This is a genomic window from Streptomyces sp. 4N509B (genome assembly GCF_052245655.1).
Classification (GTDB): domain Bacteria; phylum Actinomycetota; class Actinomycetes; order Streptomycetales; family Streptomycetaceae; genus Streptomyces.
Genome location: NZ_JBQQBZ010000001.1, coordinates 458,001 through 478,531, shown reverse-complemented (window position 1 = coordinate 478,531; position 20,531 = coordinate 458,001). Strand labels below are relative to the sequence as shown.

Genomic DNA, 20,531 nt, shown 5'->3' with positions numbered 1-20,531 from the left:
CGTCAGAAGCCCCCCTGCATGTTCACGAACCGCGAGTAGTGCCCCTGGAACGCCACCGTGATCGTCGCCGTGGGACCGTTCCTGTGCTTCGCGACGATCAGGTCCGCCTCCCCCGCCCGGGGCGACTCCCGCTCGTAGGCGTCCTCCCGGTGAAGCAGGATCACCATGTCAGCGTCCTGCTCGATCGAGTTGTGGACGCTGATGCCGTTGGCGACGAAGTTGTGCGTGCCCAGCACGGTCGCGTCGTAGACGTCCTGCTCGCCGATGCTCTCGACGGAGACGACGCTGTCCCAGAAGACGTCGCTCGTGGCCAGCAGCTGGAGGTCCTCGTCGCGCAGGATCTCCGCGACCTGGCTCAGCCGTCCCCGGCTGGGCGCGGAGCGGTAGAGGGAGGATCCGCAGTACCGCGTGCCCAACGAGGCCTGGAACGCCCGGACCGTGAGGGACTGGTCCCGCAGTGTTTCCCGGATCGCGTCCCAGACCTCCCGAGGCACCGTGTCCAGGTTCGTGTTGGCGCGGACGCCGCGCAGCCGCTCCCTGGCCGAGAGCACGTGCCGTGCACGCGCCCCGTGCACGCCGACCTCGTCCAGAAAACGCCGCTGGTCGTCCGCTCCTGAGATGTCCACCGTCCAGCCGGGCCGTCCCCTGGTGTTTCCCACCCGCCTCAACCGGGCCCGCACGTCCACCCGGAGAAGCAGCAGCTGAAGGTCACGTGCCAGCCTCTCGCTCGTCGTCGCGTAGTAGACGCGCACCGCGCCCGTACCGGAGACGGTCACCGATCCGTCCGTGGCCCACAGGTGTCGCAGGAAGAGACGGACCTGCTCGTCCGGGAGCGCGAAGACCTCGGGCGGAAGGAACGTCTCGTGTGCCCGCTTGCCGTACAGACCGAACCGGTCCAGCCACTCGGCCACCGGATTCCGACGACCACGTCCGACCCGCCCCGGCGCGGGCAGGTACACGTGCCACCACGAGGACTGGCGCACGCGACGGGGCGTCACACCGAAGTGCTCGGCCGCCTCCTCCACGGCGCGGAGGTTCGCCTCGTCGTTGCTCGTGTAGTGGATCGGCTGCCGCGGCGCCACGCAGCCGTCGCCGAGCAGGTGGGCCAGCATCACCACCTCCGGCTCAGGAAACGCGGCCGTCCGTGACGGAGCGTCCAACCGCCGTGGCACACCGACCCGTGTTCCCACGGCCAGGTCCTCCAGCGAGGTCCACCCCTCGTACGTCAGGAACGGATGGTTCGCCGTGGCCTCGATCTCCCGGCCCGAGGCCAGGCGGAGCCGGAAGACCTCCCTGGTCCCGCTCGGGAAGACGTGGGTCATCGTCCGCGGCACCAGCCGAAGCCGCTCGTCCACCGACCACACGGGAACGTCCCGCTCACCGCTTCGCAGCAGCTCCCCGATGGAGACCTCGGCCCCCGTGTCGGCGCGCAGCACGCGGGTCCCCGCCGTCACACAGCCCGACTCCCGCAGGTCAGAGACCATCGGCTTCTTGTCCGTGCGCTGCTCCGGGCCACGGTTCAGCTGGGACAGCGCCACCACCGGGACCTCCAGCTCCTTCGCCAGGAGCTTGAGGTTCCGCGACATCTCCGAGACCTCCTGCTGACGGCTCTCGGGACGCCGGCTGGCGCCTGACTGCATCAGCTGGAGGTAGTCGATCACGACGAGCTGGAGGTCGTTGCGCTGGCGCAGCCTGCGGCACTTGGCGCGGATCTCCATCATCGTCAGGTTCGGCGAGTCGTCGATGTACAGCGGCGCCTCGTTGACCTCGGCCATCTTGCGAGCCAGGCGGTTCCAGTCCTCGTCGGTCATGCTGCCGGACCGCATGTGGTGCAAGGCCACCCGCGCCTCCGCCGACAACAGCCGCATCGCGATCTCGTTCCGCCCCATCTCCAGGGAGAAGATCACACTGGGCAGTTTGTGCTTGATCGAGCAGGATCGAGCGAAATCCAGCGCCAAGGTGCTTTTGCCCATGGCGGGCCTGGCCGCGATCACGACCATCTGGCCCGGGTGTAGGCCGTTCGTCAGGGAGTCCAGGTCCGTGAAGCCCGTGGGGACGCCCGTCATCTCGCCGCTGCGGTTGCTGATCGCCTCGATCTCGTCGAGGGCGCCCTCCATGATCTGCCCCAGCGGCAGGTAGTCCTCGCTGGTGCGCTGCTCGGTGACCGCGAAGACCTCGGCCTGCGCGGCGTCCACGATGTCGTCGACGTCGCCGTCGGCCGCGTATCCCATCTGGGTGATGCGGGTGCCGGCCTGCACGAGCCGGCGCAGGACCGCCCGGTTGCGGACGATGCCCGCGTAGTAGTCCGCGTTGGCCGCCGTGGGGACCGTGTTCACCAGGGAGTGGACGTATCCCGCGCCGCCCACCTTCGCGAGCTCTCCGCGCTTGGTCAGCTCGTCGGAGGTGGTGATCGGGTCGGCCGGCTCGCCCTTGGCGTAGAGGTCGAGGATCGCGGCGTAGATCACCTCGTGCGCCGGCTTGTAGAAGTCCTGGCCGCGCAGCACCTCCACGACGTCCGCGATGGCGTCCTTCGACAGCAGCATGCCGCCCAGCACGGCCTGCTCCGCCGCCAGGTCCTGCGGGGGCATGCGCTCGAACGCCGAGGGCTCGCCCGCCCCGCCGGGCTCGTCCGGCTCGGGGGGGTCCTCCGGGCCCGCCGAGCCGTTCCTTCCTGGTGCGCCCGCGTCTCCCCGACGGGGGCGCGTCATCGTCGGCCGGTCGCCGCCGCCGGCGCCCACCGCGCGATCCCACGAGGGCCCGCCCAGGTCCTCAGCCACCTCTCCCCACCTCCTCCCGGCCTCGGCTCCCGCTCGGCTGACGGCCGAGCCGGGCCTGCCCTTCGCACGGGTCCTTCATACGGCACAGCACTGACAGTCAGCCGCCCACCAGGGTTACGGCGCGTCGAGCCCTGTCCGAAGCGCGGGCGACACCCAGGCAAGCGGGGACCAACGCTAAGGGGGAGAGGGCGGGGGGCCAACCAAGTTATCCACAGGCTGATGTGGACATCAGATCAGACCCTGTGGACAGTGCGGCGTTTCCTGTGGACAAAGCAGGGGACGACGCTGTGGACGACTCGATCAAGATCGCGCAGCATGCCGCCTGACCTGCGCAATCACCATCCACCGCCTGTGGGTGGAAAAAACTTTGGCTCACTCGTCGAGATCACGACAGGGAACGCCGACCGTCACACCGCCCCAGCCCGAAAGTAAGTGACAGAATCCCCTTGCACCCATTACCTGTGGATGCTTGGATCGGGATCATGCCACACACCCTGCCGAGCACCCTCTCCGCTACGCGCAGTGACGGGGATCACCGCCGGAAGCGGCGGCGGCAGGACCGCGAGATTCTCGCGCTCGCCCTGCCGGCCTTCGGCGCGCTCGTCGCCGAGCCGCTCTTCCTGCTCGTCGACAGCGCCATGGTCGGCCACCTCGGCACCCCCCAGCTCGCCGGCCTCGGGGTCGCCGCCGCGCTGCTGACGACGGGCGTGAACATCTTCATCTTCCTCGCCTACGCCACCACGGCGGCCGTCGCCCGCCGCCTGGGCGCGGGGCACCTGTCGGCCGCCCTCCGGCACGGCATCGACGGCATCTGGCTGGCCCTCCTCCTCGGCGTCCTCCTCGCCGTCGTCATCGTCCCGACCGCCCCCGCGCTGGTCGAGGCGGCCGGCGCCTCGGCCAGCGCGGCGCCCCACGCCGTCACGTACCTGCGGATCAGCGCGCTGGGCATCCCGGCCATGCTGATCGTCCTCGCCGCCACCGGAGTCCTCCGCGGCCTGCACGACACCCGCACCCCCCTCTACGTGGCCGTCGCCGGCTTCGCCGCCAACGCCGCGCTGAACGCGCTGTTCATCTACGGCTTCGGCTGGGGCGTGGCCGGCTCCGCCTGGGGCACGGTCCTGGCCCAGGCCGCCATGGCCGCCGCCTACCTCCGCGTCGTCGTGCGCGGCGCCCGCCGCCACGGCGCCTCGCTCCTCCCCACCGTCACCGGGGTGCTCGCCACTGCCCGCGCCGGCGTTCCGCTGCTCGTGCGCACCCTCTCGCTGCGCGCCGTGCTGCTGGTGGCCACGGCCGTCGCCGCCCGCCTCGGCGACACCGACATGGCCGCCCACCAGCTCGCCCTCACCATCTGGACGCTGCTGGCCTTCGTCCTCGACGCCATCGCCATAGCGGGCCAGGCCATCATCGGGCGCGCTCTCGGCGCCGGCGACGCCGAGGGCGCGCGGGCGGCCTGCCGCCGGATGGTGGGGTGGGGCGTGGTGTCGGGCGTGGTGCTCGGCGGGCTGACGGCCGCCACCAGCCCGTTGCTGCTGCGCCTGTTCACGGACGACGAGGCCGTCCGCGACACGCTGCTGACGCTGCTGCTGGTGGTGGCGGTGACGCAGCCGATAGCGGGGGTGGTCTTCGTGCTCGACGGGGTGCTGATGGGCGCGGGCGACGGGCCGTACCTGGCGGGAGCGATGCTGCTGACCCTGGCGCTCTTCGCCCCGGTCGCGCTGCTTCTTCCCCGGCTCGGCGGCGGCGTGACCACGCTGTGGTGGGCGATCGCCGGGCTGATGATGGGCACCCGGCTCGTCACGCTGGGGCTGCGCGCCCGCACGGGCCGCTGGGTGGTCACGGGCGCGGTGCGGGCGTAGCGTCCAGCCCCGCCGCCCTCCCGTCCACCGGCCGGAACGCCGCCGACCGACCGGAAACGCCTCGGGGCGTGTCCGTGGACACGCCCCGAGGCGTCACGTCGGCGTGGACCGTGTGCGTTACTTCGACGCCTCCACCTGGAGGCCGACGTTGGCGACGACCTCGGGGTGCAGCCGGATCGCGATCCGGTGGGCGCCGAGGCTCTTGATCGGCGTGCCGAGCTCGATGCGGCGCTTGTCCACGTCGGGACCGCCGGCGCCCTTGACCGCGTTCACGATGTCGGCGGGCGTCACGGAGCCGAACAGGCGACCGCCGGAGCCGGCCCGGACCTTCATCCGGACGGTCAGACCCTCCAGCTGGCCCTTGATGTCGTTGGCCTGCTCGACGGAGGCGATCTCGCGGATCTTCCGCGCCCGGCGGATCTGCTCGACGTCCTTCTCCCCGCCCTTGGTCCAGCGGATCGCGAAGTTCCGCGGGAGCAGGTAGTTCCGGGCGTACCCGTCCTTCACCTCGACGACGTCGCCGGCCGTGCCCAGACCGGAGACCTCGTTGGTCAGGATGATCTTCATAGCTTTGCCACCCTCCTCAGGTCTCGTGTCAGCGGGCGGTCGAGGTGTACGGCAGCAGCGCCATCTCGCGGCTGTTCTTCACGGCCGTGGCGACGTCACGCTGGTGCTGGGTGCAGTTGCCGGTGACTCGGCGGGCACGGATCTTGCCGCGGTCGGAGATGAACTTCCGCAGCAGGTTCGTGTCCTTGTAGTCGACGTAGGTGATCTTTTCCTTGCAGAAAACGCAAACCTTCTTCTTGGGCTTGCGCGCGGGTGGCTTCGCCATGGTCTCTTCGGTCTCTTCAGTCGTTCCGGTCAGGTCGGATCAGGCCAGGCCCAGGTCCGGCCCGGGGTCCGGTCCCGTCGTCGGGCCCAGGTCAGAAGGGCGGCTCGTCGGAGTACCCGCCGCCACCGCCACCGCCACCGCCACCCCAGCCGCCGCCACCGCCGCCGCCCTGCTGGCCGCCGGCGGGAGCGCCGGTCGCCCACGGGTCGCCGCCGGGGCCGCCGCCCTGCTGGCCGCCGCCCTGGCCGCCGGGTCCACCCCAGCCGCCGCCACCGCCGCCACCCTGCTGGCCGCCGCGCCCGGCGGTCCGGGTGACCTTGGCCGTGGCGTTGCGCAGGCTGGCGCCGACCTCGTCGACCTCCAGGTCGATGACCGTCCGCTTGACGCCGTCCCTGTCCTCGTAGGACCGCTGCTTGAGCCGGCCCTGGACGATGACACGAGTGCCCTTGGTGAGCGACTCGGCGACGTTCTCCGCGGCCTGCCGCCAGACGGAGCAGGTCAGGAACAGCGTCTCGCCGTCCCGCCACTCGCTGGTCTGCCGGTCGAAGGTGCGGGGGGTGGACGCGACGCGGAACTTCGCGACGGCCGCACCCGATGCGGTGAAGCGCAGCTCGGGGTCATCGACGAGGTTGCCGACGACCGTGATGACGGTCTCGCCTGCCATTGGTAGAACCTCTCGGCGGGGGGGGTAACTGCTGATGCTGCGATGATTACGTATGGCTCTGACACTGGCCCCTGACGGGACCTGGCCCGTGGGGGCCGCTGGCGCCGAGGTTCAGTGCGTGTCGGGGCGCAGGACCTTCGTCCGCAGGACCGACTCGTTCAGGTTCATCTGGCGGTCGAGCTCCTTGACGGTGCCGGGCTCGGCCTGCAGGTCGATGACGGAGTAGATGCCCTCGGGCTTCTTTTCGATCTCGTACGCCAGGCGGCGACGGCCCCAGGTGTCGACCTTCTCGACCTTGCCACCGCCGTCACGGACGACGGACAGGAAGTTCTCGATCAGGGGGGCGACGGCGCGCTCCTCCAGATCAGGGTCGAGGATCACCATCACCTCGTAGTGACGCATGCGAAAACCCACCTCCTCTGGACTGTGCGGCCACGGGCGTTCCGTGGCAGGAGGGTCGTGATGCGTTCCGTGTCGGTGCCGGGCGCGGGGCCGGACACCGGTCGGACAGTACACCGTACCCGGTCTTCCTCTTCCGGTTGAAATCAGCCCGGGACAGGGAGCAGTCTGGACACGTCGGGTATGCGTATGCGCGGCGCCGCGTCGGCGTCAGGAGTCTGGAGGTGCCTGATGACACAGGCAGCGCATCACGGTCCGCTCTCCGTGCTGAACGCTCTGAACACCGACGGCCACGATCACCCCCGGGAGAACACGTTCGCCGTGGTCACGGTGGTGCTGGGCGCGATCGCGGCGCTGACCACCCTCGCGCCGGGTCTGCACCTGGTCAGCTCGTGGGTGGGGATCGTCGGGATCGCCATGGGGGGATACGGGCAGCTGGTGTCCGTCACGACGGCCGAGCGTTTCCTGTTGATCATCGGCTTCGGCGCGTCCGCCGTCGGGCTGGCGTTGGGGATCGCCCACGGCGGCCCCTTCGGCGGCCTCCTCGGGTGAGCCGTCGCACCACCGAACCGCCGAGCCGTTCGCACCGCTGAAGCGCCGAAGCGCCGAGCCACCACAGCGGGCTCGTCGAGGACCGTGGAGGGTCGTCGAGGGCTGTCGGGGGTGGCTGAGGGCCGTTGAGGCCGTCGAGGGCCGGCGCGGCGCGCGGGAGGTGAGCGGCGCGTCGGACGGCGGTCCGTGTCCACCTGGCTGGCGGGCGCCCGGCGGCGTGCGAAAGGGTGGCCCTCACGGTGTCGTCCCGCGGCACCAGCGGCGCGGTTAGGCTTCGGCCAGACCTTGCGCCTGGACCCTGGGACTGACGCCTTAAGGAGCGCCCGTATGAGCCTGACCCTGCGGACCATCAGCCGCGACCAGCATCTGGCGTACATCCGTTCGCTGCCCTCGGCCAGCCACATGCAGGTGCCGGCGTGGGGGGACGTGAAGGCGGAGTGGCGTTCGGAGTCGCTGGGCTGGTTCGACCGCTCGGACCGGCTGGTGGGTGTGGGGCTCGTCCTCTACCGGCAGTTGCCGCGCGTGAAGCGGTACCTGGCGTACCTGCCCGAGGGTCCGGTGATCGACTGGTACGCGCCGAACCTCGAGGACTGGCTCAAGCCGATGCTCGACCACCTCAAGAAGCAGGGCGCCTTCTCCGTGAAGATGGGCCCCCCGGTGGTGATCCGGCGGTGGAACGCCGCGGCGGTCAAGGCGGGCATCCAGTCCCCCGAGGCGAAGCGACTACGCGACGTGGAGCCGACGTTCCGCGAGGCGAAGGCCTACGAGGTGGCGGACCGGCTGCGGCGGATGGGCTGGCAGCAGGGGGAGGACGGCGGTGCCGGCTTCGGGGACGTCCAGCCGCGGTACGTCTTCCAGATCCCGCTGCGGGGCCGTTCCCTCGACGAGGTCATGAAGGACTTCAACCAGCTGTGGCGGCGCAACATCAAGAAGGCCGAGAAGGCCGGGGTGCAGGTCGTCCAGGGCGGGTACGACGACCTGCCCACGTGGCAGGCGCTCTACGAGGTGACGGCGGAGCGCGACCGGTTCCGTCCGCGCCCCCTGATGTACTTCCAGCGCATGTGGCGCTCGTTGAACGCCGAGGACTCCGACCGCATGCGGCTCTACCTCGCGCTGCACGAGGGGGAGCCGGTGGCGGCGGCCACGATGCTGATCGTGGGCGGGCACGTGTGGTATTCGTACGGTGCCTCCGCCAACCACAAGCGGGAGGTGCGCCCGTCCAACGCGATGCAGTGGCGCATGCTGTGCGACGCGCACGCGATGGGGGCGGACGTCTACGACCTTCGGGGCATCGGCGACTCCCTGGAGGACACCGACCATCTCTTCGGCCTGATCCAGTTCAAGGTGGGGACCGGCGGGGAGGCCGCGGAGTACCTGGGCGAGTGGGACTTCCCGCTCAACAAGCTTCTTCACAAGGCGCTGGACATCTACATGTCACGGCGCTGACGACGGCGACAGCGACGGCGACGGCGAGGCGGAGCGCGCCGCGGAGAACGGCGCGGAGAACGGCATGGACAGACGGTACGGACAGCCAGCGCGGGATGTACGGACAGTACGCCAGCGCGAACCGAGAAGAACGAGCAGACTGACGTAACGAGCCACGACGAGCAGAACGAGCACGACGCAGCACAACACGAGAGAGGGTCTCCCCGGCCATGGCGCTCACCCTTTATGTGGACACGGACCGCTGGCGGGCGCACCAGCGGTCGGTGGCGGCTGACTTCCCTGACCTGGTGCCCGTGTGCAAGGGCAACGGCTACGGCTTCGGACACGATCGGCTGGCCGAGGAGGTGGGGCTGCTGGGCTGCGAGATGTTGGCCGTGGGGACCACGTACGAGGCGGCGCCGATGAAGGACCGCTTCGGCGGCGACCTGCTCGTGTTGACGCCCTACCGGCGTGGTGAGGAGCCGGTGCCCCTGCCGGATCGGGTGATTCGTACCGCCTCGTCGGTTGACGGCGTGTACGGGCTGGTCGGGTCGCGGGTGGTGGTCGAGGTCATGAGCTCGATGAAGCGGCACGGGGTGACGCCGCGGGATCTCGGCAAGCTCCAGGCGGCGCTGGAGGAGGTGCGGCTGGAGGGCTTCGCGATCCACCTGCCGCTGGACCGCACCGACGGCACGGACGCGGTCGAGGAGATCATCGGCTGGATGGACCGTCTGCGGGCGGCGCGGCTTCCGTTGGACACGATGTTCGTCAGCCACCTCACGGCGGAGGAACTGCTGCGGCTGCGGCAGCAGTTCCCGCAGACGCGGTTCCGGGCGCGCATCGGGACGCGGCTGTGGCTCGGGGACCACGGGGCGACGGAGTACCGGGGCGCGGTGCTGGACGTGACGCCCGTGGCGAAGGGGGACCGCTTCGGGTACCGGCAGCAGAAGGCGCCGGGCGACGGCTGGCTCGCGGTGGTGGCGGGGGGGACCTCGCACGGTGTGGGCCTGGAGGCGCCGAAGGCGCTGCACGGGATGACGTCGCGGGCCAAGGGGATGGCGCGCGCGGGCCTGGCGACGGTGAACCGGAACCTCTCGCCGTTCCTGTGGGACGGCAAGCAGCGGTGGTTCGCGGAGCCGCCGCACATGCAGGTGTCGATCCTGTTCGTGCCGGCGGAGGCGAAGGGGCCGAAGGTGGGGGACGAGCTGAAGGCGATCCTCCGCCACACGACGACGCAGGTGGACCGGGTCGTCGACGTCTGACCCGCGTCCCGGGACGCTCCCCGGGACGGAAGGGCCCCGGCCGCGAGGGTTCTCGCGCTCCCGGGGCCCTTCCGTGTGCGTTCCCGCCGTGGCGGCCGGATCAGCGCTCCAGCTCGCCGCGGATGAACTTCTCGACGTTCTCGCGCGCCACGTCGTCGAAGTACTGCACGGGCGGGGACTTCATGAAGTACGAGGAGGCCGACAGGATCGGGCCGCCGATGCCACGGTCCTTGGCGATCTTCGCCGCGCGGATCGCGTCGATGATGACGCCCGCGGAGTTCGGCGAGTCCCAGACCTCCAGCTTGTACTCCAGGTTCAGCGGCACGTCACCGAAGGCGCGGCCCTCCAGGCGGACGTACGCCCACTTGCGGTCGTCGAGCCACGCCACGTAGTCGGAGGGACCGATGTGGACGTTGTTCTCTCCCAGGTCGCGGTCGGGGATCTGGGAGGTGACGGCCTGGGTCTTGGAGATCTTCTTCGACTCCAGGCGGTCACGCTCCAGCATGTTCTTGAAGTCCATGTTGCCGCCGACGTTCAGCTGCATCGTGCGGTCGAGGATGACGCCGCGGTCCTCGAAGAGCTTCGCCATCACGCGGTGGGTGATGGTGGCACCGACCTGCGACTTGATGTCGTCGCCGACGATCGGGACCCCGGCGGCCGTGAACTTGTCGGCCCACTCCTTGGTCCCGGCGATGAAGACGGGCAGGGCGTTGACGAAGCCGACGCCGGCGTCGATGGCGCACTGGGCGTAGTACTTGGCCGCGTCCTCGGAGCCCACCGGCATGTAGCAGACCAGGACGTCGGCGCGGGTGTCCCTGAGGACCTGGACGACGTCCACCGGCTCCTCGTCGGACTCGACGATCGTCTCGCGGTAGTACCGGCCCAGGCCGTCGTGGGTCTCGCCACGCTGCACGGTCACGCCGGTGGGGGGGACGTCACAGATGGTGATGGTGTTGTTCTCGCTGGCGCCGATGGCTTCGGCGAGGTCGATGCCGACCTTCTTGGCATCCACGTCGAACGCCGCCACGAACTCGACGTCCGAGACGTGGTAGTCACCGAAGGTGACGTGCATCAGACCGGGGACCCGGCTGTCCGGGGCGGCGTCCTTGTAGTACTCGACGCCCTGCACCAGCGATGCGGCGCAGTTGCCCACGCCGGCGATGGCTACACGAACCGAACCCATTCCGGTTGCTCCCTGTGTGTGTCGTCCTGACCCCCGATGGCGGGGGTAGTCAGGTGATGTCGGTGTTCCTGTCGGTGTCGTTCTGCTCGACCCCGACCTCGGGGTTCTCGGACCCGCTGTGGTCACGCCCTTCGCCGCGCCCTTCGCGCTCGCTCTCGATGAGCTCGTTGAGCCAGCGCACCTCCCGCTCAACCGACTCCATGCCGTGGCGCTGGAGCTCCAGCGTGTAGGCGTCGACCTTCTCGCGGGTGCGGGCCAGGGAGGCCCGCATCGTCGCCAGGCGCTCCTCCAGGCGGCTCCGCCGTCCCTCCAGCACGCGCATGCGCACGTCCCGCGAGGTCTGGCCGAAGAACGCGAAGCGGACGCCGAAGTGCTCGTCCTCCCACGCGTCGGGCCCGGTCTGGTCCAGCAGCTCCTCGAATCGCTCCTTGCCCTCGGCGGTGAGGCGGTAGACGATCCGGGCGCGCCGGCCGGTCAGTGCCGGCCGGCTCTCTTCGGCGGCGCCCGACTGCTCCTCCACGAGCCAGCCCTGCCGTAGCAGCTCCTTCAGGCACGGGTAGAGCGAGCCGTAGGAGAAGGCGCGGAAGAAGCCGAGGGAGGTGTTCAGCCGCTTGCGGAGCTCGTACCCGTGCATCGGGGACTCCCGTAGGAGCCCGAGCACGGCGAACTCCAGCACCCCTGAGCGCCGGCTCACCAGGGCAGCCACCTCCCGTCGTCGGCTGGTCGCCGTGGCTCGCCTTTCGAATCCACGAGCGACGCCTATCGCCCCGATGTATCGGTCCGATACATCGCAACGATAGACCGGGTGGGGTCGCTCCGGCAAGCACTCCCTCCTCGGGCTCCCCACCGATGAACTGTCGTCGCCTCCGGCTCCCCGGCCCGCAACCGTTGGCCCGCCGCCCGGGCTGCCACACCCTCGTCCTGCGACCACCGGCCCCTTCCCTCCCTCCCGGCTCGCCGCACCGCCGACCTCGGCGCCCTCCTGTCCTCTCTCCTCTGGCGGCCCCTCCTCCGGCGTCCACGCTTCTGTCTCCGCGCCTCTGCCTCCGTGCCTCTGCCTCCGTGCCTCTGCCTCCGTTCTTCTGGCGTCTCCTCTGCCGCCCTCTCCCGCCTGCCGTCGCCACCAAGCCGCCACCAGGCCGCCACCACGTCGCCCGCAAGCCGCCACCACGCCTCCGCGCGCACCCGTCACGGGCCCACCCCGCCGACCCGACCCGCCCCGACCCGCCGCCCGGTGCCACGACCCGGTACGACGAGGCAGAACGTCGCGGGCCGACGAGGCAGAAGACCAGGTCCGGCGACCTGTCGGACAGGCCCGCCACCAGCCTCCGGCGGGCCGGAAAGCGGGGTGACGGCGGTCACATCTCCACTTCGATCGGAGCGATATGCGTTAAATAAATGCCATCCGAGCAGAGTTGAGGGATTTGACGCTGCGTACTCTGGGGCCGTGCAGAACACCACCGCCGGGAACCCTGGGATGCCTGTGGACGTCCTCGTTCCAGGTTTCGTGCGCCAGGAGCCGTGTGGAGGGCCAGGCACGCGCCGGGGGAGAAGGATGCCGTCTGAGAGCCTGCCCAGCAGGTGTTCCGTGTCCGTCCGAGGAGTAGCTGCCCCATGAGCGAGCACCGTCGCAAGCCGCCGCAGTCCCGCGGCCGCCGCGCTGCGCCGCCGTCCGGCCGGCGCGCCGCCCCGGCCCCCCGGGCCGAGAAGCCCGCGCCCCCTCCACCGCCCCCGGGCGCCACACCGGAGCGCCCGTACGGCAGCCGGGCGGAGGCACGCCGCGCGGCGCAGCGCGCTGGTGGTGGGAGACGACGCGCCGCCAGTGCGGCGGAAGGCGTGGCCGGCGGAGCCGGGAGGCGACGCCGGGCGGCGCCGCCGCGCAAGAAGCGGTTCATCGACTATCCGCGCTCGGGATACACCGGCCTGCGCCGCTGGGTGCCGTCGTGGAAGCAGGTGCTCGGCTCCACCCTCACCTTCATGGGCATGCTGATCGGCCTGGTGGGTGTGGCCTACGCCATGGTCGAGATCCCCGACGAGAACACCCTGGCCCTCTCCCAGTCCAACACGTACTACTGGGCCGACGGCAGCCAGATGGTGACCTCCGGCGGCGAGGGCGGCCTGACACGGCAGAACGTCGAGATCACCGACATCCCCGCGGCGTGCCAGGAAGCGGCGATCGTCGCGGAGAACGACACGTTCTGGGATGACCCGGGCATCGACCCGATCGGCATCGGCCGCGCGGTGCTCAACATGGCGCGCGGCGGCGACGTCCAGTCCGGCTCCACCATCACGCAGCAGTTCGTGAAGAACACGTACCTGTCGCAGGAGCAGACGCTCTCGCGCAAGGCCCGCGAGTTGCTGCTGTCGATCAAGGTCGGCGCCGAGTACACCAAGGAGGACATCCTCGCCGGGTACTTCAACACCTCGTACTTCGGGCGCGGCCAGACGTACGGCATCCAGGCCGCCGCCCAGGCGTACTACGGCAAGGACGCCTCCGAGCTCAACGCCAGTCAGTGCGCGTACATGGCCACCCTCCTCAACGGCGCGGGGAACTACGACCCGTTCGTGAACGGCGGTGACGAGCCGGACCAGGAGATCCTGGAGGCCGCCGAGGACCGCTGGTCGTGGGTGCTGGACCGGCGCGTCGACGTCGGCACGCTGTCGCAGGCGGAGCGGAGCGAGTACGACACGTTCCCGATGCCGAACCCGATGACGCCGTCCCAGGAGAAGGCCGGCCAGATCGGGTATCTGACGCTGCTGGCCGACAACTACCTGATGAACAACGACATCCTGAGCGAGGACGAGCTCGCCCGGGGCGGGTACCGCATCCACACCACCTTCGACAAGGAGCTGGTGGGGCACATGGAGTCCGCGGTCCAGCAGGTGATGGACGAGTACATCGACCCGGAGGCCCGCGACGAGGACCGGTTCGTCCAGTTCGGCGGCGCCTCGGTGGTCCCCGGCGACGGCGCGATCGTCGCGATCTACGGCGGCGAGGACTACCTCCAGCACTACGTGAACAACGCCGACAGCCCCATGGCGCAGGTCGGTTCGACGATGAAGCCGTTCGTCATCGCGGCGGCCCTGCGCGACGGCATCAGGAACCCGGACGAGGGGCCGGACCAGGGCGAGGAGGATCGCACGCCCATCTCGCTGGACAGCGTCTATCGCAGCGAGGACGGCCTGCTGATCAGGAACTACGACGGCACCGTCTGGGAGGGTCAGGACGAGGAGACCGGCGAGACCATCAGGCTGAGACAGGCCAACTTCGAGGGTGACTCCCAGGGCGACATCACGCTGTGGGAGGCGATGGAGGTCTCCGCCAACTCGCCCATGGTGCAGCTGGGTATGGACATCGGCCCCGACATGGTGGCCGAGGCCGCGGTCGACGCCGGCCTGCTGGAGGACAGCCTCGGCCCGCACACCGACCGGGTGCCCTCGTTCGCCCTGGGTGTCTCCACGCCGGGACCGATCCGCATGGCCTCGGCCTACGCCACCTTCGCGGCCCACGGCGAGCAGGCCGACCCGTACTCGGTCACGCTCGTGGAGAACGCCACGGGCACGGTCTTCGAGCACGAGGGCTCCGACTTCGACCAGACCGAGGAGGCGTTCGAGCCCGACGTGGCCGACACCGTCTCCGAGGCGCTGGCCCGTGTGGTGGAGAACGGCAGCGGCCAGGGGGCGCAGGAGATCGGCATCCCGTCGGCCGGCAAGACCGGCACCACCGACGACAACAAGAGCGCCTGGTACGTCGGCTACACCCCGGAGCTCTCCACCGCCATCGGCATGTGGCGGATGCCCGAGAGCCGCGAGGACCTCGCGGAGGGCGAGGAGATGGGCTTCATGTCGATGTACGACACGGCCGGCCTGGATCGGATCAACGGTGGCTCGCTGCCGCTGGAGGTCTGGGTGAACTTCATGAAGGAGGCCACCGCCGGCCACGACGCCGAGGAGTTCCGCGACGTGCCGGACTTCGGTGAGGTCGTCTACGGCGGTGGCGCCACGGCCCCGGAGCCCGATCTGCCGGTGACGCCGCCGGATCAGGACGAGCCCGACCCGTCGTCGGACCCGACGGAGGAGGAGTCCCCCGACCCGGACCCGACCGACACGGCCGATCCCACCAGCCCCGAACCGGATCCCACCGAGACGTGTTACTGGAACTGTGAGACGGGCGGCACCGACGAGGGGGCCGACGAGGGCACCACCGAGGGCGAGTCGGAGGGCACCTCGGAAGGCACCACGGAGGGCACGGACGAGGGCGCCGACACAGGCACCAGCGAGGGCAACGAGGGCAGCTCCGGTGACTCCGGGGGCTGGATCATCGGCGGTGGCGGCAACAGCGAGGACGGCGGCTGACACACGGCGGCCGACCACGCGGCTGACGGGCCCGACCCGTCGTCCGGGCCGGGCGGGTGGCGTAATTGCGTCACCCGCCCGGCCCTTCCATGTCGGGCCAGACGGACGTCTGGGCCGTGTGACAGACTCGATGTGCCGTACACGCGGGGACGAGTCCCGCGTCAGAGGGAGGGGGGAGTGTCATGGGTGAACGGCAGCGGCCAGACGCCCTCGACCTGCGCATCCTGGAGTTGCTCACGCGCGGCTACGACGATGCCCGCGTCGCCTACCGTGTCGGCCTGAGCCACCGCAGTGTGCAGCGTCGGGTGCAGTGGCTCATGACGTACCTGGGAGCCACCGGCCGTGTCGCTCTCGGCGCGCGCGCCTACGCGGCGGGGCTGATCACGATCTCGGCGCAGGAGAACAAGTCCTGCTCCGTCGACCCACCCACCACGCCGACGTTGAGAGCCCGCGAGCCCCGCACGCGGCGGCACGTCAGCACGTCCTGAGGCCACGGTGACTGACCACGACGCGAGAGCCCCGCACGCTCCGCGTCGTGTTCAGCACAGATGGTGACCGCAGTGTGGAACCGCCAACCCTGAGCTGCAAGGCCGCACAGGCTGCTCGGACTGTACGGGCTACTCGGGCCGTACGAAGCTGCACGAGCTGGACGAGCTGTGTGCGCCGTGTGAGCCGTGCGAAGGGAACGAACGGGGAGTGGGCGGGCGCGGGCCACCCCGTACGGCAAGATGGGGCCATGGCCCATCCAGCCCCCCGGACCACCGTGCTGCCGACCGCCCACGACGAGGTGGCCGCCGCCGGCAGCGAGCTGATCGGCGGCCCCGCGGGCCGGCGGGCCATCCCCGGCGGCGGCTGGTGGACTCCCGTCCGCGTCGTCGCCCTGGTGGCGATCGGCACCTTCGCCCTCGGCATGGTGCAGAAGCTGCCGTGCTACAACAGCGGCTGGTTCTACGGACCCGCCGCCCAGTACACCCACGCCTGTTACTCCGACATCCCCCACCTGTACAACGGCCGTGGCTTCGCCGACGGCGTCATCCCGTACGTCGACCGCATCCCCGAGCATCTCTCCGGCAGCATGGAGTACCTCGAATACCCCGTGCTCACCGGCCTGTTCATGCAGCTCGCCGACTGGCTGACCCCGCAGGGCGGCGACAGCCCCCGGCCCGAGCAGCTCTACTGGCTCGTCAACTCGGGCCTGCTCATGGCCTGCGCGGTCATCATCGCCGTCTGCGTGACCCGGATCCAGCCCCGTCGACCCTGGGACGGCCTGCTGGTCGCGCTCGCCCCGGCCGGCGCCCTGACCGCCACCATCAACTGGGACCTGCTCGCCGGCGCCCTGACCTGTGCCGCCCTGCTGATGTGGTCCCGTTCCCGCCCCGTGGCCGCCGGCGTGCTGCTGGGCCTGGCGACGGCGGCCAAGTTCTACCCCGTGTTGCTCCTCGGCCCGCTCCTCATCCTCTGCTGGCGCGCCCGGCGCTGGCGGGCCTTCGCGCAGACAGCCGCCGCCTTCACCGCCGCATGGCTGGCCGTGAACCTCCCCTTCATGCTGGGTGCTTGGGACGGCTGGGTGACGTTCTACACGTTCAGCCGGGAGCGGCCCATCGACTTCGGCTCCGTCTGGCTGGTGCTGGACCACCGCACCGGCCTCTCCCTGACCTCGGACACCGTCAACACCGCGGCCACCGCGGCAGTCCTCATCGGCTGCGTGGGCATCGCGCTCCTCGGCTTCCTCGCTCCCCGTCGGCCCCGGCTCGCCCAGCTCGCCTTCCTCGTCGTCGCCCTCTTCATCCTCACCAACAAGGTCTACTCCCCCCAGTACGTGCTCTGGCTGATCCCACTCGCCGTCCTGGCACGACCTCGCTGGCGCGACATCCTCATCTGGCAGGCCTGCGAGGTGCTGTACTTCCTCAGCATCTGGATGTACCTCGCGTACACCAACGGCGGCGCGCAGCACGGCCTGCCTCCGGGCGGGTACCACCTCGCGATTCTCATCCACCTCGCGGGCACGCTCTATCTCTGCGCCCTCATCATCCGCGACGTGCTGCGTCCCGAGCACGATCCGGTGCGGCGCGACGGCTCCGACGATCCGGGCGGCGGAGTGCTCGACGGCGTCCCCGATCGCCACCACCGATGGCAGCCCGCCGCGACGCACCCCCGCCCCTACGTCCAGTGGGGCTCGGGCCACGACGGTCCACCGAGCAAGGCGTCTCTCCCCCCGGACCCGAGACGTTTCACGTGAAACGCGACCGGCACGACGGGGTCGCCACCGACCTCCGCACCCTGCTGCGCTTCCCCGGCTTCCGTCGCCTGCTCACCGTTCGGCTGCTCTCCCAGTTCGCCGACGGCCTCTTCCAGGCCGGCCTCGCCACGTACGTCGTCTTCTCACCCGAGGAACAGACGACGCCCACCGACATCGCCGCCGCCATGGCGGTGCTCCTGCTGCCCTACTCGCTGCTCGGTCCGTTCGCCGGCGTGCTCCTGGATCGCCTGAACCGCCGCCAGGTCCTGGTCTACGGCAACCTGCTCCGTACGCTGCTCACCACCGCCACCTGCCTGTTGATCCTCAGCGGCGTCCCCGACTGGATCTTCTACCTCTCCGCTCTCTCCGTCACGGCGGTCAACCGCTTCATCCTGGCTGGCCTCTCCGCCGCCCTCCCGCGTGTCGTCGACGGCGAGCGCCTGGTCGTCGCCAACGCCCTCAGTCCCACGGCGGGCACCCTGGCCGCCACGATCGGCGCCGGCGTGGCCGTCCTGGCGCAGGCTCTCCCCCGCACCACGGGTGCCGAGGACGCGCTCGCCGTGGCCATGGCGGGCGCCGTCTACCTGTTGGCCGGACTCGCCGCCCTCCGCATGGCGCGAGGACTCCTCGGCCCCGACCCCACCACCGTCGTCGCGCGACTGACCACGGCGCTGGCGAGCACAGCCCGAGGACTCCTTCTCGGCTTCCGTCACCTCGCCGAGCGTCCGCGTGCGGCGTGGACCCTCGGCGCGATGGGAGTGACGCGCTTCTGCTACGGCGCACTCCTGGTCATGGTGCTCATGCTGACGCGCTACGCGTGGGGGGACGGCGACGGTGACGGCATCGCGCTTCTCGGCGCCGCGGTCGCCGTCTCCGGGGCGGGATTCTTCGCGGCCACGCTCGTGACGCCCTGGGCGGTGGCCAGGCTGGGGCGCCTGGGCTGGTTCGCGAGCTGCGCCGCCCTGGCGGCGGTGATGGTGCCGGCCCTCGGTCTCTTCTTCCGCCCCGTGCCCACGCTCGTCGCGGCCTTCCTCCTCGGCGTGGTCTCGCAGGGAGCCAAGATCGTCACGGACACCGTGGTGCAGTCCTCGGTCGAGGACGCCTACCGCGGTCGGGTCTTCTCGCTGTACGACATGCTCTTCAACGTCGCGTTCGTGGCCGCAGCCGGCCTGACCGCCCTCGTGCTCCCGCACGACGGCCGCTCCGTGCCCCTGCTGCTCGGCGTCTCGGCTCTCTACGCGGGCACGGCCGTCGTGGTGTACCGGCTCCACCGCCGGGCTGTTTCACGTGAAACGATCGCCTCTGGCCGTCCCTGACACGCTCCGAACGCCGCCGAGCCACCCAGGAAGGCGACGCGACGGCGCCCGGTCCGGGTTTCCTCGCCGCGGCCGTTTCTCAGGACTGCGCGGCCCACCATTCCTTCAGCGCCGCCACGGCCGCCTCGCGGTCCTGCGGGCCGTGCTCCAGGCGTAGCTCCAACAGGTGCCGATAGGCGCGCCCCACCATCGGCCCGGGACCGACGCCCAGCACCTCCATGATCTCGTTGCCATCGAGATCGGGTCGGATGGCGTCGAGCTCCTCCTGCTCCTGCAGCCGCGCGATCCGCTCCTCCAGCCCGTCGTACGCCTGGGAGAGCGCGAGGGCCTTCCGCTTGTTCCGTGTGGTGCAGTCCGAGCGGGTGAGCTTGTGGAGGCGGTCCAGCAGCGGCCCGGCATCGCGCACGTAGCGCCGCACCGCCGAGTCCGTCCACTCCCCGGTGCCGTAGCCGTGGAACCGCAGGTGCAGCTCGACCAGGCGCGACACGTCCTTGATCATCTCGTTGGGGTACTTCAGCTTCGTCATGCGCTGCCGGGCCAGCTTCGCCCCCACCACCTCGTGGTGGTGGAACGAGACCCGCCCGTCGTCCTCGAAGCGCCGCGTCTTCGGCTTGCCGATGTCGTGGAGCAGCGCCGCGAGCCGCAGGACCAGGTCAGGGCCGTCGTCCTCCAGCGCGATGGCCTGCTCCAGCACGGTGAGGCTGTGCTCGTAGACGTCCTTGTGTCGGTGGTGCTCGTCCCGCTCCAGCCGCAGCGCCGGCACCTCCGGCAGCACCCTGTCCGCCAGGCCGGTCTCCACCAGAAGCGTGACTCCGGTCCGCGGGTGATCGCTGAGCATCAGCTTGTTCAGCTCGTCCCGGACCCGCTCGGCCGAGACGATGGAGATCCGGTCGGCCATGGCCGACATCGCGGCCCGCACCTCCCGGGCCACCGTGAACTCCAGCTGCGCCGCGAAGCGCGCCGCGCGCATCATCCGCAGCGGGTCGTCGGAGAACGACTCCTCCGGCGTGCTCGGGGTGCGCAGCAGCTTCCGTCCGAGGTCGCCGAGGCCGCCATGCGGGTCGATGAACTCCTTGTGCGGGAGGGCCACCGCCATCGCGTTCACGGTGAAGTCCCGACGGACCAGGTCCTCTTCGAGGGAGGTCCCGTAGACCACCTCCGGCTTGCGCGAGTCCCGGTCGTACGCCTCGGAGCGATAGGTGGTGATCTCCAGCTGGAAGTCCCGCCCGCCCGCGGCGTCTGGTGCCTTCTTACGGCATCCGACAGTGCCGAACGCGATGCCGACGTCCCACACCGCGTCGGCCCAGGGCCGCACGATCCGCAGCACGTCCTCAGGCCGCGCGTCGGTGGTGAAGTCCAGATCGTTACCGAGCCGGCCCAGCAGCGCGTCCCTGACGGAGCCACCCACCAGAGCGAGCGAGAAGCCCGCCCTCACGAAGCGAGCGGCGAGATCGTCGGCCACCGGTGCCACCCGCAGCAGCTCAGCCACCGCTCGCCGCTGTGACCGGGGGTCGGCGGCCCGGTCCTGGGTGGGGGTCCTGTCGTTCGACTGGTTCCTGTCGTTCGGCACAACAGCACAGGGTACGTGGCCCGCCCTCGCCGGGAACCGTCCACCCGGGGCCAGAGCGGGCCCAGAGCGCCCCGGGCCAGCGGCACGCGTGTGGGTCGAT

General features: G+C 70.6%; 16 protein-coding genes. 8 read left to right on the top strand and 8 right to left on the bottom strand.

Annotated features, from left to right (window positions below; translation table 11 throughout):
- Positions 1-2 precede the first annotated feature (2 nt).
- Positions 3-2,543, bottom strand: coding sequence for a replicative DNA helicase (locus ACTWP5_RS02095; RefSeq protein WP_443218935.1), 2,541 nt, complete (start codon positions 2,541-2,543; stop codon positions 3-5).
- 716 nt (positions 2,544-3,259) lie between these two features.
- Here ACTWP5_RS02095 and ACTWP5_RS02090 point away from each other — a divergent pair.
- The gene (locus tag ACTWP5_RS02090) at positions 3,260-4,633 is read left to right on the top strand and encodes an MATE family efflux transporter (protein WP_443218897.1); all 1,374 of its coding nucleotides are present in this window, start codon (positions 3,260-3,262) and stop codon (positions 4,631-4,633) included.
- Between the two features lie 117 nt (positions 4,634-4,750).
- On the opposite strand, the gene rplI is transcribed toward ACTWP5_RS02090, so the two are convergent.
- From rplI to rpsF, 4 genes are all read right to left on the bottom strand, one after another.
- Positions 4,751-5,200 carry a 50S ribosomal protein L9 gene (gene rplI, locus ACTWP5_RS02085; RefSeq protein WP_443218896.1) on the bottom strand — a complete coding sequence of 150 codons (450 nt, stop codon included), beginning with the start codon at positions 5,198-5,200 and terminating at the stop codon, positions 4,751-4,753.
- Positions 5,201-5,228: 28 nt separating this feature from the next.
- On the bottom strand, positions 5,229-5,465 hold the full coding sequence (gene rpsR / locus ACTWP5_RS02080; RefSeq protein WP_241059930.1) for a 30S ribosomal protein S18: 237 nt from the start codon (positions 5,463-5,465) through the stop codon (positions 5,229-5,231).
- 91 nt (positions 5,466-5,556) lie between these two features.
- A complete protein-coding gene (locus ACTWP5_RS02075) occupies positions 5,557-6,129 on the bottom strand; it encodes a single-stranded DNA-binding protein (RefSeq protein ID WP_443218895.1) in 573 nt (190 codons plus the stop codon).
- 111 nt (positions 6,130-6,240) lie between these two features.
- Positions 6,241-6,531 (bottom strand): 30S ribosomal protein S6, encoded by a 291-nt coding sequence (gene rpsF, locus ACTWP5_RS02070; protein WP_443218894.1) that lies wholly within the window; start codon positions 6,529-6,531, stop codon positions 6,241-6,243.
- 228 nt (positions 6,532-6,759) lie between these two features.
- Between rpsF and ACTWP5_RS02065 the strand changes: the two genes are divergently transcribed.
- The 3 genes from ACTWP5_RS02065 to ACTWP5_RS02055 all read left to right on the top strand — a co-directional run bounded on the left by ACTWP5_RS02065 (position 6,760) and on the right by ACTWP5_RS02055 (position 9,767).
- On the top strand, positions 6,760-7,080 hold the full coding sequence (locus ACTWP5_RS02065) for a hypothetical protein (RefSeq protein ID WP_443218893.1): 321 nt from the start codon (positions 6,760-6,762) through the stop codon (positions 7,078-7,080).
- Positions 7,081-7,407: 327 nt separating this feature from the next.
- On the top strand, positions 7,408-8,526 hold the full coding sequence (locus tag ACTWP5_RS02060; protein WP_443218892.1) for a lipid II:glycine glycyltransferase FemX: 1,119 nt from the start codon (positions 7,408-7,410) through the stop codon (positions 8,524-8,526).
- A 209-nt stretch (positions 8,527-8,735) separates the two neighbouring features.
- Positions 8,736-9,767, top strand: coding sequence for an alanine racemase (locus ACTWP5_RS02055; RefSeq protein WP_443218891.1), 1,032 nt, complete (start codon positions 8,736-8,738; stop codon positions 9,765-9,767).
- A gap of 100 nt (positions 9,768-9,867) precedes the next feature.
- On the opposite strand, the gene ACTWP5_RS02050 is transcribed toward ACTWP5_RS02055, so the two are convergent.
- The gene (locus tag ACTWP5_RS02050) at positions 9,868-10,950 is read right to left on the bottom strand and encodes an inositol-3-phosphate synthase (protein ID WP_443218890.1); all 1,083 of its coding nucleotides are present in this window, start codon (positions 10,948-10,950) and stop codon (positions 9,868-9,870) included.
- 49 nt (positions 10,951-10,999) lie between these two features.
- Entirely contained in the window at positions 11,000-11,644 is a 645-nt protein-coding gene (locus ACTWP5_RS02045) for a PadR family transcriptional regulator (RefSeq protein ID WP_443218889.1), read from the bottom strand.
- 920 nt (positions 11,645-12,564) lie between these two features.
- On the opposite strand from ACTWP5_RS02045, the gene ACTWP5_RS02040 reads away from it, so the two are divergent.
- The 4 genes from ACTWP5_RS02040 to ACTWP5_RS02025 all read left to right on the top strand — a co-directional run bounded on the left by ACTWP5_RS02040 (position 12,565) and on the right by ACTWP5_RS02025 (position 18,861).
- A complete protein-coding gene (locus ACTWP5_RS02040; RefSeq protein ID WP_443218888.1) occupies positions 12,565-15,306 on the top strand; it encodes a transglycosylase domain-containing protein in 2,742 nt (913 codons plus the stop codon).
- Between the two features lie 182 nt (positions 15,307-15,488).
- Positions 15,489-15,794, top strand: a complete 306-nt coding sequence (locus tag ACTWP5_RS02035) for a hypothetical protein (RefSeq protein WP_443218887.1) — start codon at positions 15,489-15,491, stop codon at positions 15,792-15,794.
- A gap of 248 nt (positions 15,795-16,042) precedes the next feature.
- The gene (locus ACTWP5_RS02030) at positions 16,043-17,545 is read left to right on the top strand and encodes a glycosyltransferase family 87 protein (RefSeq protein WP_443218886.1); all 1,503 of its coding nucleotides are present in this window, start codon (positions 16,043-16,045) and stop codon (positions 17,543-17,545) included.
- Positions 17,542-18,861 (top strand): MFS transporter, encoded by a 1,320-nt coding sequence (locus ACTWP5_RS02025; protein WP_443218885.1) that lies wholly within the window; start codon positions 17,542-17,544, stop codon positions 18,859-18,861. The genes ACTWP5_RS02030 and ACTWP5_RS02025 overlap by 4 nt, the downstream gene beginning before the upstream one ends.
- 79 nt (positions 18,862-18,940) lie before the next feature.
- Here ACTWP5_RS02025 and ACTWP5_RS02020 read toward each other — a convergent pair whose 3' ends face one another.
- The gene (locus ACTWP5_RS02020) at positions 18,941-20,431 is read right to left on the bottom strand and encodes a CCA tRNA nucleotidyltransferase (protein WP_443218884.1); all 1,491 of its coding nucleotides are present in this window, start codon (positions 20,429-20,431) and stop codon (positions 18,941-18,943) included.
- Positions 20,432-20,531: the final 100 nt, after the last annotated feature.